This is a genomic window from Enterobacter sp. MGH119, from assembly GCF_001037675.1.
GTDB lineage: Bacteria > Pseudomonadota > Gammaproteobacteria > Enterobacterales > Enterobacteriaceae > Enterobacter > Enterobacter hormaechei_C.
Genome location: NZ_KQ089929.1, coordinates 1072757 through 1089779, shown reverse-complemented (window position 1 = coordinate 1089779; position 17023 = coordinate 1072757). Strand labels below are relative to the sequence as shown.

The window sequence follows — 17023 nt, the reverse complement described above, 5'->3', positions numbered from 1 at the left end:
GCTCAGAATGGCGCGGCGTGACGGGCGTTTATCGTCTCGCCGCTCAGCGGATGAATAAAATTCAGAACGCTGGCATGCAGCATCAGCCGGGGCGTTTCTTCCGCGCCCGGCCATTCCAGACCACCATACAGATCGCACCCCAGAATAGGGTGGCCTAACTGCTGGCAGTGAATGCGCAGCTGGTGGGTGCGACCGGTCTCCGGGGTAAGCTCTACCCGCGTCAATGGCATTGTCGTATCCTGATAAATACGTTCCATCACCCGATAGCGAGAGCGAGCGGGCTTACCGGTGCGGGCACAGATCGTCATCAGCGGAAACAGTGCCGGATCTTTGGCAATCGGGGCATCCACGGTCCCTTCGTCCTGTTCCACATGTCCGCACAACAGGGCGGTGTAAACCTTGCTCACGGCGCGCTGGCTGAACTGGTGACAAAGCGCGGCGTTAATCGCCTTGTTACGCGCAATGACCATCAGGCCCGAGGTGCCAAAATCAAGGCGATGCACCAGCGTGCAGCCGGGAAAGGTTTGCACCAGACGATGGTGAACGGAATCACGGTTTTGCGGATTTTTTCCCGAGAGGCTAAGCAGGCCGGAAGGTTTGTTGATCAGCAGCAGATGCTCGTCCTGCCAGAGGATCTCAATGTCGTCGTGACAGGGTGGTGCAATAAACGTATCGATTATGACAGACATCAGGCCGCCCGGCTGGAGAGTGGGTGCGGATGATAACGAAATATGCAGGAAAAGAAAAACCCTCCCACCGGGCGGTGAGAGGGGGAGATCTTAGGCAGCGACCAGGCTGTCGATAGCGGCTTTCGCGTCGGACTGCGCTTTGGTAGCCACTTCCGGGCCGTAAGCGATACCTTCAGCGAACACAAAGTTCACGTCGGTAATGCCGATGAAGCCGAGGAACAGGGTCATGTACGGCGCCACCAGGTCGGTTGGGGTATCTTTGTGAATACCGCCGCGGCTGGTCAGGACGATAGCGCGTTTACCTTTTACCAGACCTTCCGGGCCGTTCTCGGTGTAACGGAAGGTTACGCCAGCGCGCGCCACCAGGTCGAAGTAGTTCTTCAGCTGGGTAGGAATGTTGAAGTTGTACATTGGGGCGTTGATCACGATAACGTCGTGCGCCTGCAATTCAGCAATCAGCTCGTCGGAAAGCGCCAGGGCTTCCTGCTGACGCGGGGTAAGAGGCGCATCGCTCGGACGCAGCGCGCCAACCAGCTCGCCGTCCAGCACAGGAATTGGGTTTGCCGCCAGGTCACGCACGGTGATTTCATCCGCGCTGTGCTGTTCACGCCACTGTTCAACGAAATAGTCAGACAGCTGACCAGACTGTGAATACCCTGCCAGAATACTGGATTTCAACACTAATACTTTGCTCATGGGAAATTCCTGTTTTGTATTTGATTGAGGGGTTGCCCCGTTGCTTGTTGACACTTTATTCACAATCCTGCCACAGGGATAGCGCAATATATCGAAGTCTATGTTCGAATTTTTTGAATAAGGCGCGCAAAGCGCTGATGTGGTACTCTATAGCAATCATTAAAAAGAGATTTTATCCGGCAGTGCACTGCCCGTTAACGCTATGACAGAACACCAAAAATTGACCTTCTCCATGCTGATGCAAATGCTTGATTCACTGATGCTGCGCGATAAACAGCGGTTTGCGCGCCGTCTGCACGGCGTTAAGAAGGTTAAAAATCCTGATGCACAACAGGCCATTTACCAGGAAATGGCCAAAGAGATTGAACAGGCGGCAGGGAAAGTTGTGCTGCGTGAAGCCGCACGTCCGGAGATTACCTATCCGGAAAACCTGCCCGTCAGCCAGAAGAAACAGGACATTCTTGAGGCCGTACGCGACCACCAGGTGGTGATCGTCGCGGGGGAAACCGGTTCAGGTAAAACCACCCAGTTGCCGAAAATCTGCATGGAGCTGGGCCGCGGGTTGAAAGGGCTGATCGGTCACACCCAGCCGCGTCGTCTGGCGGCGCGCACCGTGGCGAACCGTATTGCGGAAGAGCTGCAAACGGAGCCGGGCGGCTGCATCGGCTACAAGGTGCGATTCAGCGACCACGTCAGCGATAACACCATGGTTAAGCTGATGACAGACGGTATCCTGCTGGCGGAAATCCAGCAGGATCGTCTGCTGATGCAGTACGACACCATCATCATCGATGAAGCGCACGAGCGCAGCCTGAACATCGACTTCCTGCTCGGCTACCTGAAAGAGCTGCTGCCCCGGCGTCCGGATCTGAAAATCATCATCACCTCTGCGACCATTGACCCGGAGCGTTTCTCAAAACATTTCAACAATGCGCCGATCATTGAAGTCTCAGGCCGAACCTACCCGGTTGAAGTGCGCTATCGCCCGATTGTGGAAGAGGCGGACGATACCGAGCGCGACCAGCTTCAGGCCATCTTCGATGCCGTCGACGAGCTGGGCAACGAGAGTTCTGGCGACATTCTGATCTTCATGAGCGGCGAGCGCGAGATCCGCGATACCGCCGATGCGCTCAGCAAACGCGATCTGCGCCATACCGAGATCCTGCCGCTGTACGCGCGCCTGTCCAACAGTGAGCAGAACCGCGTGTTCCAGCCGCACAGCGGACGCCGCATCGTGCTGGCGACCAACGTGGCCGAAACCTCGCTCACCGTGCCGGGCATTAAATACGTGATCGACCCGGGTACGGCGCGCATCAGCCGCTACAGCTACCGAACCAAAGTTCAGCGCCTGCCGATTGAGCCGGTTTCCCAGGCGTCGGCTAATCAGCGTAAGGGCCGCTGCGGCCGCGTGTCGGAAGGGATCTGTATTCGTCTTTATTCGGAAGATGATTTCCTGTCGCGCCCGGAGTTTACCGATCCGGAAATTCTGCGGACCAACCTGGCATCCGTTATCCTGCAAATGACCGCGCTGGGGCTGGGCGATATCGCCGCCTTCCCGTTTGTGGAAGCGCCGGATAAACGCAATATTCAGGACGGGGTGCGCCTGCTGGAAGAGCTGGGGGCCATCACCACCGACGAGCAGGCGACGGCCTACAAGCTAACGCCATTGGGCCGCCAGCTTAGCCAGTTGCCGGTCGACCCGCGTCTGGCGCGCATGGTGCTGGAGGCGCAAAAACACGGCTGCGTGCGCGAGGCGATGATCATCACCTCGGCGCTCTCCATTCAGGATCCGCGCGAGCGCCCAATGGACAAGCAGCAGGCGTCGGATGAAAAACACCGTCGCTTCCACGATAAAGAGTCTGATTTCCTGGCCTTTGTGAATCTGTGGAACTACCTGGGCGAGCAGCAAAAAACGCTCTCTTCAAATCAGTTCCGCCGTCAGTGCCGGGTGGATTTCCTCAACTACCTGCGCGTGCGCGAGTGGCAGGATATCTACACCCAACTGCGCCAGGTGGTAAAAGAGCTGGGCATTCCGGTCAACAGTGAACCGGCGGAGTACCGCGAAATTCATATCGCCTTGCTGACCGGCCTGCTGTCCCATATCGGGATGAAGGATGCGGATAAACAGGAATTTACCGGCGCACGCAACGCGCGTTTCTCCATCTTCCCGGGCTCCGGGTTGTTTAAAAAGCCGCCGAAGTGGACCATGGTCGCCGAGCTGGTGGAAACCAGCCGTCTGTGGGGGCGTATCGCCGCGCGTATCGATCCGGAGTGGGTTGAGCCGGTGGCGCAGCACCTGCTGAAACGCTCATACAGCGAGCCGCACTGGGAGCGCGGGCAGGGCGCGGTGATGGCGACGGAAAAAGTCACCGTCTACGGCCTGCCGGTGGTGGCCGCGCGTAAGGTTAACTACAGCCAGATCGATCCGGCGCTGAGTCGCGAGCTGTTTATCCGCCATGCGCTGGTGGAGGGCGACTGGCAGACGCGTCATGCGTTCTTCCGCGAAAATCTCAAGCTGCGCGCCGAGGTGGAAGAGCTTGAGCACAAGTCCCGCCGCCGCGACATTCTGGTGGACGACGAGACGCTGTTTGAGTTTTACGACCAGCGCATCAGCCACGATGTGATCTCGGCGCGCCATTTCGACAGCTGGTGGAAGAAAGCCAGCAAAGAGACCCCGGACCTGCTCAACTTTGAAAAGAGCATGCTGATCAAAGAGGGCGCGGAGTCGGTCAGCAAGCTCGACTACCCGAACTTCTGGCATCAGGGCAACCTCAAGCTGCGTCTGACCTATCAGTTTGAGCCGGGGGCCGACGCGGACGGCGTGACCGTTCATATTCCGCTGCCGCTGTTAAACCAGGTCGACGAGAGCGGGTTTGAGTGGCAAATTCCCGGCCTGCGCCGCGAGCTTGTCATTGCATTAATCAAATCCCTGCCTAAACCGGTGCGGCGTAACTTTGTGCCGGCGCCGAACTACGCCGAAGCGTTTTTGGGCCGCGTCACGCCGCTGGAGCTGCCGCTGCTGGACGCGCTGGAGCGTGAGTTCCGACGCATGACCGGGACCACCATCGACCGCGACGACTGGAACTGGGATCAGGTGCCCGATCACCTGAAAATCACCTTCCGCGTGGTGGACGATAAAAACAAAAAGCTGCTGGAAGGCCGCTCGCTTTCGGAACTGAAGGACGCCCTGAAGGGCAAAGTGCAGGAAACCCTGTCTGCCGTGGCGGACGACGGTATCGAGCAGAGCGGGCTGCACATCTGGAGCTTTGGTCAGCTTCCGGAAAGCTATGAGCAGAAGCGCGGAAACTATAAGGTTAAAGCCTGGCCTGCGTTGGTGGACGAGCGCGATAGCGTGGCGATTAAGCTCTTTGACAATCCGCAGGAACAACAGCAGATGATGTGGCGCGGGCTGCGTCGACTGCTTCTGCTTAACATCCCGTCGCCGATTAAGTATCTGCACGAGAAGCTGCCGAACAAAGCCAAGCTGGGGCTCTACTTTAACCCGTACGGTAAGGTGCTGGATCTGATCGACGACTGCATCTCCTGCGGTGTGGATAAGCTGATCCACGAGGCGGGCGGTCCGGTCTGGACGGAAGAGGGCTTTGCTCAGCTTCATGAAAAGGTGCGCGCGGAGCTGAACGACACCGTGGTGGAGATTGCCAAACAGGTCGAGCAGATCCTTACCGCCGTGTTCAATATCAACAAGCGCCTGAAGGGTCGGGTGGATATGACCATGGCCCTGGGGCTGTCGGACGTGAAGGCGCAGATGGCGGGGCTGGTGTATCGCGGCTTTGTGACCGGCAACGGCTTTAAGCGTCTGGGCGATACGCTGCGTTATTTGCAGGCGATTGAGAAGCGTCTGGAGAAAATGGCGGTCGATCCGCATCGCGATCGCGCGCAGATGCTGAAAGTCGAAAACGTGCAGCAGGCGTGGCAGCAGTGGCTCAACAAACTGCCGCCAGCGCGTCGCGATGACGACGACGTGCGGGAGATCCGCTGGATGATCGAGGAGCTGCGCGTCAGCTTCTTCGCCCAGCAGCTCGGTACGCCGTATCCGATTTCGGATAAGCGTATCTTGCAGGCGATGGAGCAGATCTCCGGCTAAAACCGTTACCCGGTGGCGCTGCGCTTACCGGGCCTACGGGAGAGCATGTGGGCCGGGTAAGGCGCAGCGCCACCCGGCATGTTTTCACGCACTGCTCCAACCGCCGCCCAGCGCTTTATACAAATCAATTTGCGCCAGCAACAGGTTGTTTTTCACCTGTACCACGCTGGTCTGCACCGAGAACAGCGTGCGCTGCGCATCGAGCACATCCAGATAAGAAGAGTACCCGTTGCGGTAGCGGTTTTGCGCAATCCGCAGCGTCTCCTGCGCGACCGCCTGCTGTGCCAGCAGCTCGGTAAGCTGTTCCTGATAGCGGGTGATGGCATCAAGGCTGTCATTCACCTCAGCAAACGCGTTACGCACGGTTTTTTCGTAGCTATACAGAGCCTGATTCCGCTGGGACTGGGAGATATCCACCTGCGCATTCAGCGCCTGACGGTTCAGCAGCGGCGCAAGAATACTGCCGCCCACGCTCCAGAGCTGTAGGGGGTTATCCAGCAATCCCGACAGCGTGCGATCCTGCACCGATCCCGTGGCCGTGAGGTTGATCGACGGCAGCAGGCTGGCGCGCGATGCCGCCAGCGTCGCGTCTGCCGCAATCAGCTGACGTTCCGCCTGAACGATATCCGGGCGCCGGTTGAGTAGTGTCGACGGCAGCTGGGAGGGCAGTTTCAGCGGCGTCAGGGCATCAAAGCTTTCACCGCGCGCAACGTCACCCGGGTTGCTGCCCAGCAGCAGGCTAAGCGCATTTTCCTGCTGTGCAATCTGGTGCTGAAGCAGTGGAACCTGGGCGCGGGTGGCGCGCAGCTCAGAATCCGATTGCATCAGCTCAAGGCGAGAGCTGTATCCCGTCTCAAATTGTCGTTTGGCGAGATTGAACGCCTCTTCACGCGACTTCAGCGTGGATTGGGTAACGCGAAGCTGTTCATCCAGCGACAGCAGGGTGACATACCCGGAGGCCACCGATGATGCGACGGTAAGATCAGCCGCCGCTGCCGCCGCCTTTTGTGCCTCCAGCGATGCTTCAGCGGCACGGGAGGTGCTACGGTTTACGCCCCAGATATCCACGTCGTAGCTGGCGGTCAGGCTGCCTTTGTACAACGTACCGTATACCGGAAGCCCCGTGGCGGCGGACTGCGAGCGCGCACGCGTCCCGGTCACGCCCGCGTCAAGCGACGGGAACAGACTGCCGTCGGCGGCGAACACCCGGGCCTGGTACTCGTTAATCCGCTCGCGTGCAATCAGCACGTCGCTGTTGTTCTTCAGCGCCTGATCCACATAGCGGTTCAGATTGCTGTCGTGAAAATTTCGCCACCAGAGCTGCTCTGTCGGGCTGGCTGGCCCCGACGTCGCGCGCCACTGGGCCGGTATGTGCAGGGACGATTTGGCGGGCTCAACGTCAACCGACTGGCATCCCGCCAGGATAGCCATCATCAGCAGGCAGGCTATCGGGCGAAGCGTCATTGTTTCGCCTCCCGCGTGTCGATGGTCACCTGCACCGACATGCCAGGGCGCAGCAGCCGGTACGCCTCCGGCTCACCGAGTATTTCAATGCGTACCGGGATGCGCTGGGCGATTTTAACAAAGTTGCCCGTGGCGTTATCCGGGGTGATAGCGCTGAACTCGACGCCTGTGGCCGGGGATATGCTCTCCACGCGGCCCTGATAGGCTTTATCGTTTAAGGCATCGACGGTGAATTTCACCGGCTGTCCGACGCGTAAATTCGCCAGCTGCGTCTCTTTGATATTGGCGATCACCCAGTGCTGCGGCGGGACCAGCGTGGTAAGGTGCGTCCCGGCGGCGACGTAAGCCCCCAGACGCACTGCAATCTGCCCGAGCTGACCATCACGCGGCGCGACAATCCGGGTGTTTTGCAGATCGATCTGCGCCAGCTCCAGCGCGGCTTTCGCATTCTCAACGTCGGCCTCCAGCGAACCGCGATTGACGATAACCGTTTGTAAATCCTGACGCGACATCTCAAGCGTTGCTTTCGCCTGGTCGATATCGGCGCTCCCCTGGGCGGCACTGGCCAGCGCCGAATCGCGTTCGCGAATGGAAAGGGAGCCGTCCGCGGTCAACTCTTTCACGCGTTTCAAATCCGCCTGGGTTTTCAGACTTTGGGCACGGGCGTTTTTCAGCGCCGCCTCGTTTTTGGCAATCACCGCTTCCGCGCTTCTGCGCTGTTGCAGGTTGTTATTAAGAGCTGCAATTTTCATTGCCAGCTGCGCCTCGGCCTGATGGACGCGCTGGCGATAGATACGGTCATCTATCTGCAACAGCAGCTCGCCTTTTTTAACCTGCGCGAAATCCTGAACATGGACCTCGGTAATGTAGCCGTTTACCTGAGGACTGATGAACGTAGTCTGGCCGCGCACGTAGGCGTTATCGGTAAACTGGGCATGACGCGTGAACGGGGGCAGCTGCCAGGCATAAAGGATCACCAGTACCCCGACAATGCCGATAGCCGCGGCGGTGAAAATGGACACGACGCGCACGTTTTTACGGGTGTTGGCCTGCTCTTTGGCGGCATCCTGCTGACTCATAACCTCTCCTGAAAAATAGTCATTACTTGTTGCCAGTGGCGTTCTTAAGGGCCATACGGGCGGTGATGCGCAGGCGCAGCAAGCGCCATAAAATCCAGACCAGCGTGGCAGTGGCAATGCTCGCCGTCAGGAGATAAGTATCGTTGTAAGCCAGAATATTTGCCTCAAGCGCCGTCACCGTCTGGAGCTGGGTAATGGCCTGGGCTCCCAGCAGGGAACTGTCGCCAATCAGGCTTTTGTACATCTGGGTGTAAAGCTGAATACGTTCGTTCACCAGCGGGTTAAGGGTGGTGAGCTGGTCAGCCAGCAGGCTGGAATGGTACTTCTCGCGCCAGGTCTGGAAGGTGCCGAGGATCGCGGAACCCAGCAGGCCCCCAAGGTTCTGACTCATGCCAAACATCACGGAAAAGCTGACCAGGTTGCGCGGGTCGGCGATCACCCCGCCAATGGCTGCCAGCATCGCAGGCGCGAGGAAGAAAGCGCTGCCGAAGCCCAGCAGGAACTGGCTGAAAATAAGCTGATCCGGCCGGGTCAGGTTGTTGGACTGGCTGTCCAGCAGCGAGGCGACGATCATCAGCACCAGCGAGGTGATTATCGGCCAGGCCAGTTTAGTGGGCTTAATCGTCAGACAGCTGGTGACGATACCGCAGACGATCCCGGCGAAAATAGCCCACGCCAGATGGGTCATCTGTTCATTCTGTAGGCCCACATATTGCAGCCAGCCGATGACGCCCGTGTTCTGCTCCGCCAGTACGATGCGGATCAGCAGCATAATCAGCCCCAGGCGTACGATGCTGCCGCTGGACAGCCAACGGGTATTAAGCAGCGGGTTGCTGCGGTTATGTTCAAACACGATCGCAGAGACAATCAGCACCAGCGAGAGGGCCAGCGCCCAGCCGATCCACGGTGCTTCAAACCACCAGTCCAGACGCCCTAACGACAGAACCGCGCACAGCAGCGCCATGCCTGGCGCAAGCAAAAAAAAGGTAATGAAATCTTTCTTCTCGAAGACTTTGCGCCGATCGCCCGGCGGCAGCTTTAGCACCATCACGCAGGCCAGGGAGATCAGGGCCAGACCCAGCTCGAAGAAGTACAGCCCGCGCCACTCATCAAGCTGTAACAGCTCGGTGGAGAACAGCCGCGCCAGCGGGATCGCCAGGGACGACCCGGTAATGCCAATGGTCAGCGCCTTCAGTCGATGCTTCGCGGGCCAGGCCTGTATCTGGTAATAAATGCCGAGCGAGCTGAGCGCGGCGGCGACCATCCCGTGTGCCGCCCTTACCATCAGCGCCGAGCTAAGATCGTTCACAAACAGGTGGAAAAAGGTGACCAGCACATACAGCACCAGGAAGCCTTCCGTAAAGGCGCGCAAACCGTACTGCTGGCGAAACTTTACCAGCAGCAGGTTGATGGAAACGTTGGTCATGACATAAACGGCAGGCAACCAGGCGATTTCAGTCGACCAGGCGCCAAAAGTGCCTTGCAGATTTTGCAGATTAGCGGTGACGACCGCGTTACCCAGCGCCCCGGTCAGACATACCAGCAGGCCGACCACGCCATAGGCGATCCGTTTTGGGGTTGGATGTTCCGGGGTGGAAGGGGAACCCAGCAGGGCGGGTTTCTCGTGTGGCTGCCACTCGCGAGGAGCATAAGGGTCGCGTTGGGGCAGGCGCATAACGTGGTTTACCTTTCAAAATGTTGAATTGTGAGCGGGCTAATGATTCTAAGGCTGACGCAAATCATAATTCAAGTGAATACGATTTTCTCAAGTTAATCAAATGTGAGTGCTTTTTGAGAACGTTCCAGCCCGTTTTTTCAGCATTCATGCCATAGCATGACGCGCAGAAAGGGGGATAATCGATGGCTCTGTATGCTGTAAGGAGGTAACGATGACAATGGCACTTTTCCCCTGTCTGCCTGGCACAACCCTCGACGCCGTGAATACCGTTGGGGCGTGGCTTGCTCAGGACGACTATCAGGACAATCAGCCCGTTGATCTGGTGATTCTGGCGGGTAATGCGGTGATCCCCGCGATTGATGCTGCCTGTAAAAACGCGGCTGAACAGGGTGTTCCTCTGATCATCAGCGGCGGGATCGGTCACTCGACGACCTTCCTCTACGCCGCGATTGCGAAACACCCCCGCTATAACAGGATACCCACCACCGGGCGGGCTGAGGCAGCTATTCTGGCCGACATCGCCCGTGAATTCTGGAACATTCCGGCTGAGCATCTTCACGTTGAGGATCAGTCGACCAACTGTGGTGAAAACGCCCGCTTCAGCCGGGCGTTGATGAAACAATCCGGACTGAACGCCGCCCGGGTGCTGGTGGTGCAGGACCCGACGATGCAGCGGCGCACAATGGCTACGTTTGCCCGCGTATGCCGCGACGAGGCCGCAGCGCCCGCATGGGTGAGTCATCCCGGCCTGACGCCCATGCTGCAAAACAGCGACGACGGTCTGGTGTTTAGCGGCCCGGCCGAGGGGTTATGGCCGGTAGAACGTTACCTGTCGCTGGTGCTGGGTGAATTTCCGCGACTCAGGGACGACATCAACGGCTACGGTCCGGCGGGACGTGATTTCATTGCCCATGTCGATATCCCTGCCGACGTGGACGCCGCGTGGCAGATCCTGCGAAACGACGTCATTCTCACCGACGCGCTGGTGAGCCGTTCTCTGCTGTAAAGCTCTTGCCCGTTTGCGCCATCTTTTACGCAAACGGGCAGCCTTTGTTGCCGATTTGTGATTTTGGCAACGTGCTGACCCGTATCTTTTATGAGATATCTCACAAAAACAGACTCATAGAGTAGGCAATTGCCCCGGTAATTATAGTTTTTAACAATAAGTTTACTTGTTAAAAACAGTATGATTACAGGAGCAGGTTATGACAGTACCCGTACAACATCCTATGTATATTGATGGACAGTTTGTTGCCTGGCAGGGTGATGCATGGATTGACGTGATCAATCCGGCCACGGAAGAGGTCATTTCCCGTATTCCCGACGGCACCGCCGAGGACGCCCGCAAAGCCATTGACGCGGCAGAGCGCGCGCAGGCTGGCTGGGAGGCGCTGCCAGCCATTGAACGCGCCAGCTGGCTACGCAAAATTTCCGCCGGGATCCGCGAGCGCGTCAGTGAAATCAGCGCGTTGATTGTGGCCGAAGGCGGCAAGATCCAGCAGCTGGCGGAAGTGGAAGTGAACTTTACCGCTGACTACATCGACTATATGGCCGAGTGGGCGCGCCGGTATGAAGGGGAAATCATTCAGAGCGACCGTCCGGGCGAGAATATTCTGGTGTTTAAGCGTGCCCTTGGCGTCACCACCGGCATTCTGCCGTGGAACTTTCCCTTCTTCCTGATTGCCCGTAAGCTTGCTCCCGCGCTGATCACCGGCAACACCATCGTTATCAAACCGAGCGAATTTACCCCAAACAACGCCATTGCGTTTGCCAAAATCGTCGATGAGATTGGCCTGCCGAAAGGCGTCTTTAACCTGGTGCTGGGCCGGGGTGAAACCGTCGGACAGGAGCTGGCCGGGAATCCGAAAGTGGCGATGGTCAGCATGACCGGCAGCGTCGGGGCAGGTGAAAAGATCATGGCTGCGGCTGCGAAAAACATCACCAAAGTGGGGCTGGAGCTGGGCGGTAAAGCCCCGGCCATCGTGATGGACGATGCCGATCTTGAGCTGGCCGTGAAGGCCATTGTGGATTCACGCGTCATCAATACCGGGCAGGTGTGTAACTGCGCGGAACGTGTCTATGTCCAGAAGGGGATCTACGACCGCTTTGTGAATCGTCTGGGCGAGGCAATGAAAGCCGTCCAGTTTGGCAATCCGGCTGAGCGAACGGATATTGCCATGGGGCCGCTGATCAACGCCGCCGCGCTGGAGCGCGTGGAGCAGAAGGTGGCGCGCGCGGTGCAGGAGGGGGCCAAAGTGGTCCTTGGCGGTAAAGCGGCAGAAGGTAAAGGGTATTTTTATCCCCCAACGCTGCTGCTGGACGTGCGTCAGGATATGGCCATCATGCACGAAGAGACCTTTGGCCCGGTGCTGCCGGTGGTGGCTTTCGACACCCTGGAAGAGGCCCTGAACATGGCCAACGACAGCGACTACGGTTTAACCTCGTCTGTTTATACGCAGGACCTGAACGTCGCCATGAAAGCCATTAAGGGGCTTAAGTTCGGCGAGACCTACATTAACCGTGAAAACTTTGAAGCGATGCAGGGCTTCCATGCGGGCTGGCGGAAATCCGGAATCGGCGGGGCAGATGGTAAACACGGTCTGAATGAGTATTTGCAGACGCAGGTGGTCTATTTACAGTCGTAATCAGGAGCCCCCTCCATGCGAGGGGGTTCACATTTTCAGGAAAGGTGGTTATGTTGGCGCGATAATGGTTATTTATCGGGAAACAACATGCGCACAAAATATACGGGTCTGCAAATCAGCATTCACTGGCTGGTTTTTCTGTTAGTTATTATGGCCTATTGCGCCATGGAGTTCAGGGGATGGTTCCCGCGAAGCGATCGTCCGCTCATTAATATGATCCACGTTTCCTGCGGGATCAGCATCCTGGTGCTGATGGTGGCGCGCCTGCTTATCCGCCTCAAATTCCCGGCTCCGCCTATTCAACCGAAACCAAAAGCGATGATCACCGGGCTGTCCCATCTGGGGCATCTGGTTATCTACCTGCTGTTCATTGCGCTGCCGCTGATCGGCATGGTGATGATGTATAACCGGGGAAATGACTGGTTTGCGTTTGGCCTGACGATGCCGCATGCGGCGGAGGGGAATTTTGACCTGGTGGATACGCTAAAAGCGTGGCACGTGACGCTGGCGAATCTGGGATATTTCGTGATTGGTTTGCACGCCTTTGCCGCGCTGATGCATCACTATTTCTGGAAAGACAACACGCTGCTGCGGATGATGCCAAAAAAGCGTCAGTAACCGATAATGCCCTGCGAACCCGCAGGGCATTTTTTTGCGGCTTATTGCAGTTGCGCGCGCTCCTGCGCCGTTAAGTCCAGTTCCTGAGTTGTACCCGTTTCTGAAGATTTTACCGCCGCTTCCAGCACCGCCATCACCGCCAGGGCTTCCACCGGCGGGACCGGGTTGTCAATCTTGCCGTTCAGGGCATCGCGCACGTTTATATAGTACTGCCGCTGGTCGCCTTTTGGCGCAGGGATAGCGCTGGCTTCACCCTGGGCATTAAGCAGCACCATAGCGTCGCTGTCTTCACCCCAGCGTTCACTACCCGGAATGACGCCTGCCAGCAGCTGGGCTTCCTGCTGATCGATGCGCGCTTTCACCACGCTAGCCTTGTCACCGTGAATGGTAAAGCGGGATACGCCGCCCGCCACCAGCATGCTGCAATGGAGGACCACTTTGTGTTCCGGATAATTCAGCACCACGTGCGCCCAGTCGTTAATCTCCGCGCCGTCACGCAGGATGGCGATGTTGCCCTGTACCGACTGCGGCAGACCAAAAAGCTGTAGCGTCTGGTCAATCATGTGCGGGCCTAAGTCGAACCACAGGCCGCTGCCGGGAACGTTTTGCTCTCTCCAGCGCACGCGAACCTCCGGGCGGAAACGATCGATATGCGACTCAAAATGTTTCACCTTGCCGATGCTGCCTTGCGCAATCACCTGCTTAATGCCGAGAAAATCGCTGTCCCAGCGGCGGTTATGGAAGACAGAAAGCAGCCGCTGTTTTTCTTCAGCCAGCGCAATCAGATCCCGCGCTTCCTGCATATCCAGCGTGAACGGCTTATCTACTACCACATGCTTGCCGGCATTGAGCGCCAGGGTGGCCAGCGGCGCATGGGTCGCGTTAGGGGAGGCGATAACCACCAGATCGATATCCGGGTGCTGAATGGCCTCTTCCGGCGTGGCGACAACGAGCACGTCCGGCAGATCGCGTTTCACTTTCTCTTCATCCCGGGATGAGATCACCGCCAGCTTCAGGCCGTCAACGGACTGGATCAGCGGGGCATGGAACGTCTTACCCACAAAACCATACCCGATCAGCGCAATATTCATTGTCTTCACTTTATTCATGACCTTCTCCACGTTAATGTGCGCAAACGGTAACCTGCACGGCGCTATGGTCCCCGAGCTCTGCCCAGGGACGATCTAAAAACAGTTGATGAATCTCGGATAACCCTGACACCAGATACGGTTCGCACTGGTTGAGTTTTAGATGGTCGGCGACTACCCAGTGCGCCTGGCTTGCGGCCAGCATGGCACGCTTCACTTCGGCATCCGCCTCCTGACTGGCGCTCAATCCGAGTTCGGCATGGATGGCGCATGCGCCAAGGATGGCAATATCCGCCCGGTAGCGAGAGAGCAGTGAAAGGGTGGCGCTTCCGGCAAACAGGCGCTGTTTCTGATCCCACTTTCCACCGAGCAGGATCAGGTCGATACCTTCCCGATCGCTCACCTGTTGGGCGATATCAAGAGAAGGGGTGATGATGGTCAGCGGCCCATGAAGGAAAGAGGCAACGGCCAGCAGTGTGCTTCCGGCATCCAGAAACAGCGTCGAGCCCGCAGGCACGCATTGCGCAACCTGTTTACCCAGCCGCTGCTTGATTTCAGGCAGCAAGGTATTCCTGCTAACCCGGTTCATCGTCGAGAGATTCAGCGCGATGGCGCCACCATGGTTTTTTTGTGCCAGTCCCTGTTTTTCCAGGTCGGTCAGATCGCGACGGATAGTGTCCGCTGAAACCTGCAATCGATCTGCCAGCTCGGTAATGCTGGCCTGGCCTTGTTCAGTAATGATATCAAGCACATATTTCTGTCTGGCGGTTTTATGCATGGGCGCAGTATCCTGCAAAATGTCGCAATACTTCGCATTTTACAGCATTTTGCAGAAAAGGGAATCGGGACAGGCGCGGGATGTTATCCAAAAACAGTTTAATGGTGTGATTATTGATATCGCATTAATCAGTCATCAAAAACATGTATGTATCTTTTAGGTATGTTGTTATCGCTATGTTTTACTTATAAATTTGGCTTAAGCTGCCACATTCCAGCGCCTAATTGATATTTATAACTAATTTGTAATTATAAATTAGTGCATATATCTAACAATCTGTGTTTATAAAGTAAAATAATCCAGTTTTATTCGGTGGATTACTTAAGTTGACATTTCTTTGAAAATCTTTGTGTCTGATTCGGGGTGAAATTAACGCAAAAATGTACACCGGGGTATTTTAGAATTTTCTTTATATTACAGGGGGTTTATTTGTTTCATCTGAAAGGTCTTTTATAACGTTTTGTCCAGAAACCCCATCTTTTTTCTTATTTGTAACAACACATTAACATTGCGGGTGTGGTTGCTTATATCACATTTTGTTATGCTGCGAATCAATAAATATTTAAGTAAATTCTTAAAAGAAAAAAAGGATTGAACGGCTCTCGTCTCAATTGAAATGGGTTAGGGGAACTCTTGCCCGGAATTAATGGAGAAGGGGCAATGGATTTCTGGCGAATTATTTGTACCTCTTCCTGGGTATTTATTTGGCTATCACCTGGAGTCGGGGGATATTATGAAGATGAAATGCAATAACAGGTTACTCAGATTATCTGCCTCCCTGACCTTAATTTCGTTGGTGGTGACTGCGGCTAATGCAAATAACGGCCAGGCGGGGATATCTCCCGTTGCGGCAATGACGATGAAAGAAAGTATTCTTTTCGCTCTCGATCGCGACCCCTCGGTGAGTCAGCAGGCGGCACAGCTGGGGATCGGCCAGGCACAAATAGACGAAGCGCGCAGTGGCTGGATGCCACAAATAGCCCTGAACGGGAGTACAGGTCACAGCCAGACCACCGATTCAAGCGGCTCGTTGCGAAATTCCGCAGCCTGGGGCCTGAGTCTGACGCAGCTGGTGTACGATTTTGGCAAGACCAACAACAGCATCAGCCAGTCTTCAGCTCAGCGTGACAGCTATCGCTACCAGCTGATGAGCACGATGTCTGCCGTCGCGGAAAAAACAGCCCTCAGCTATGTGGAAGTGAAACGCTACAGCGATCTGTTGCAGGCGGCAAAAGAGAACGTGCAGGCGCTTAAAAACGTTGAGCAGCTGGCAAAACTCCGCGCCGACGCTGGCGTAAGCTCCACCTCTGATGAGCTTCAGACCCGCACCCGTATTGCCGGGATGCAGGCGACGGTAGAGCAGTACAATGCGTCCCTGAACAGCGCCCGCGCGCGGCTGGCGGTATTAACTGGCATACAGGCTGAACGCTATTCACCGGTTCCGGGAGGTCTGGCCGTGGAGCCGGATTCTCTCAATCGGATTGATTATTCACTGATCCCAACGGTGATGGCCGCGCAGAACATGGAGCGTTCAGCCCAGTACGGCGTAGAAACCGCGAAGTCTCAGCACTGGCCGACCTTAAGCCTGAAAGGGGGCCGCACCCGCTATGAGTCGGATAATCGCGCGTACTGGGATGATCAGATCCAGCTCAATATTGACGCACCGCTTTATCAGGGCGGCGCGGTCTCGGCGCGCGTCCGTCAGGCCGAGGGCGCAAGGGCAATGGCATCGTCTCAGGTCGATCAGGCCCGTTTTGATGTCCTGCAAAAAGCCTCCGTCGCACAGGCCGACTGGACCGGGGCGCGTGGACGAATGGAAGCCGGGAAACGTCAGCTGGAAAATGCGTTGCGCGCCCGCGATGTCTACAAAAATGAATATACCCTGAGCAAGCGCAGCATTAACGATCTGCTCAGCGTGGAGCAGGATGTCTGGTCTGCCACCTCCGCGAAAATAATGGCTGAATACGATGGCTGGAGTGCGGCGATTAATTACGCCTCTGCGGTGGATAATCTCATGCCGCTTATCGGAATAGAGAAAAACGCTGCCGCGAAATTACCTGATTTAAGTTAAAAAAGGCGCGCCTTTCTGCGCGAAATAAGTCAGACAATAATGGGTGATTTTTCCCAAGGATAGCTACATCCCTCTGGTGGACATATCCACAGGAATACGCGCACCTGCAAGG

Annotated in this window: 12 protein-coding genes; 5 read left to right on the top strand and 7 right to left on the bottom strand. The window is 56.6% G+C overall.

What is annotated here, in order from left to right:
- Positions 1-2: 2 nt before the first annotated feature.
- Positions 3-689 (bottom strand): RluA family pseudouridine synthase, encoded by a 687-nt coding sequence (locus SK53_RS05025; protein WP_023324611.1) that lies wholly within the window; start codon positions 687-689, stop codon positions 3-5.
- A 90-nt stretch (positions 690-779) separates the two neighbouring features.
- Positions 780-1385 carry an FMN-dependent NADH-azoreductase gene (gene azoR / locus SK53_RS05020; RefSeq protein ID WP_023324612.1) on the bottom strand — a complete coding sequence of 202 codons (606 nt, stop codon included), beginning with the start codon at positions 1383-1385 and terminating at the stop codon, positions 780-782.
- A 202-nt stretch (positions 1386-1587) separates the two neighbouring features.
- Here azoR and hrpA point away from each other — a divergent pair, with 202 nt between their 5' ends.
- On the top strand, positions 1588-5490 hold the full coding sequence (gene hrpA / locus SK53_RS05015) for an ATP-dependent RNA helicase HrpA (RefSeq protein ID WP_045897734.1): 3903 nt from the start codon (positions 1588-1590) through the stop codon (positions 5488-5490).
- Between the two features lie 84 nt (positions 5491-5574).
- Here the strand turns inward: hrpA and SK53_RS05010 are convergent, their stop codons facing one another.
- The 3 genes from SK53_RS05010 to SK53_RS05000 are packed head-to-tail and all read right to left on the bottom strand — an operon-like array spanning position 5575 to position 9708.
- Complete coding sequence (locus SK53_RS05010; protein WP_045894326.1) at positions 5575-6954, bottom strand: efflux transporter outer membrane subunit; 1380 nt, start codon at positions 6952-6954, stop codon at positions 5575-5577.
- Positions 6951-8033, bottom strand: a complete 1083-nt coding sequence (locus tag SK53_RS05005) for an HlyD family secretion protein (RefSeq protein WP_048208693.1) — start codon at positions 8031-8033, stop codon at positions 6951-6953. Before SK53_RS05005 ends, SK53_RS05010 begins: the two co-directional genes overlap by 4 nt.
- Positions 8034-8055: 22 nt before the next feature.
- Entirely contained in the window at positions 8056-9708 is a 1653-nt protein-coding gene (locus tag SK53_RS05000) for an MFS transporter (RefSeq protein WP_048208692.1), read from the bottom strand.
- Between the two features lie 214 nt (positions 9709-9922).
- Between SK53_RS05000 and SK53_RS04995 the strand changes: the two genes are divergently transcribed.
- From SK53_RS04995 to cybB, 3 genes are all read left to right on the top strand, one after another.
- Entirely contained in the window at positions 9923-10717 is a 795-nt protein-coding gene (locus SK53_RS04995; RefSeq protein ID WP_072202091.1) for a YdcF family protein, read from the top strand.
- A gap of 199 nt (positions 10718-10916) precedes the next feature.
- Entirely contained in the window at positions 10917-12356 is a 1440-nt protein-coding gene (aldA, locus tag SK53_RS04990; RefSeq protein ID WP_032658358.1) for an aldehyde dehydrogenase, read from the top strand.
- Between the two features lie 87 nt (positions 12357-12443).
- Positions 12444-12974: a cytochrome b561 gene (cybB, locus tag SK53_RS04985; RefSeq protein WP_003857288.1), complete on the top strand. Its 531-nt coding sequence runs from the start codon at positions 12444-12446 to the stop codon at positions 12972-12974.
- A 41-nt stretch (positions 12975-13015) separates the two neighbouring features.
- On the opposite strand, the gene SK53_RS04980 is transcribed toward cybB, so the two are convergent.
- Both SK53_RS04980 and SK53_RS04975 read right to left on the bottom strand, forming a co-directional pair.
- The gene (locus tag SK53_RS04980) at positions 13016-14083 is read right to left on the bottom strand and encodes an oxidoreductase (RefSeq protein WP_048208690.1); all 1068 of its coding nucleotides are present in this window, start codon (positions 14081-14083) and stop codon (positions 13016-13018) included.
- Positions 14084-14096: 13 nt separating this feature from the next.
- Positions 14097-14840: a DeoR/GlpR family DNA-binding transcription regulator gene (locus SK53_RS04975; protein WP_022651161.1), complete on the bottom strand. Its 744-nt coding sequence runs from the start codon at positions 14838-14840 to the stop codon at positions 14097-14099.
- Positions 14841-15573: 733 nt separating this feature from the next.
- On the opposite strand from SK53_RS04975, the gene SK53_RS04970 reads away from it, so the two are divergent.
- Entirely contained in the window at positions 15574-16911 is a 1338-nt protein-coding gene (locus SK53_RS04970) for a TolC family outer membrane protein (protein WP_023324619.1), read from the top strand.
- The last annotated feature ends 112 nt before the right edge of the window (positions 16912-17023 follow it).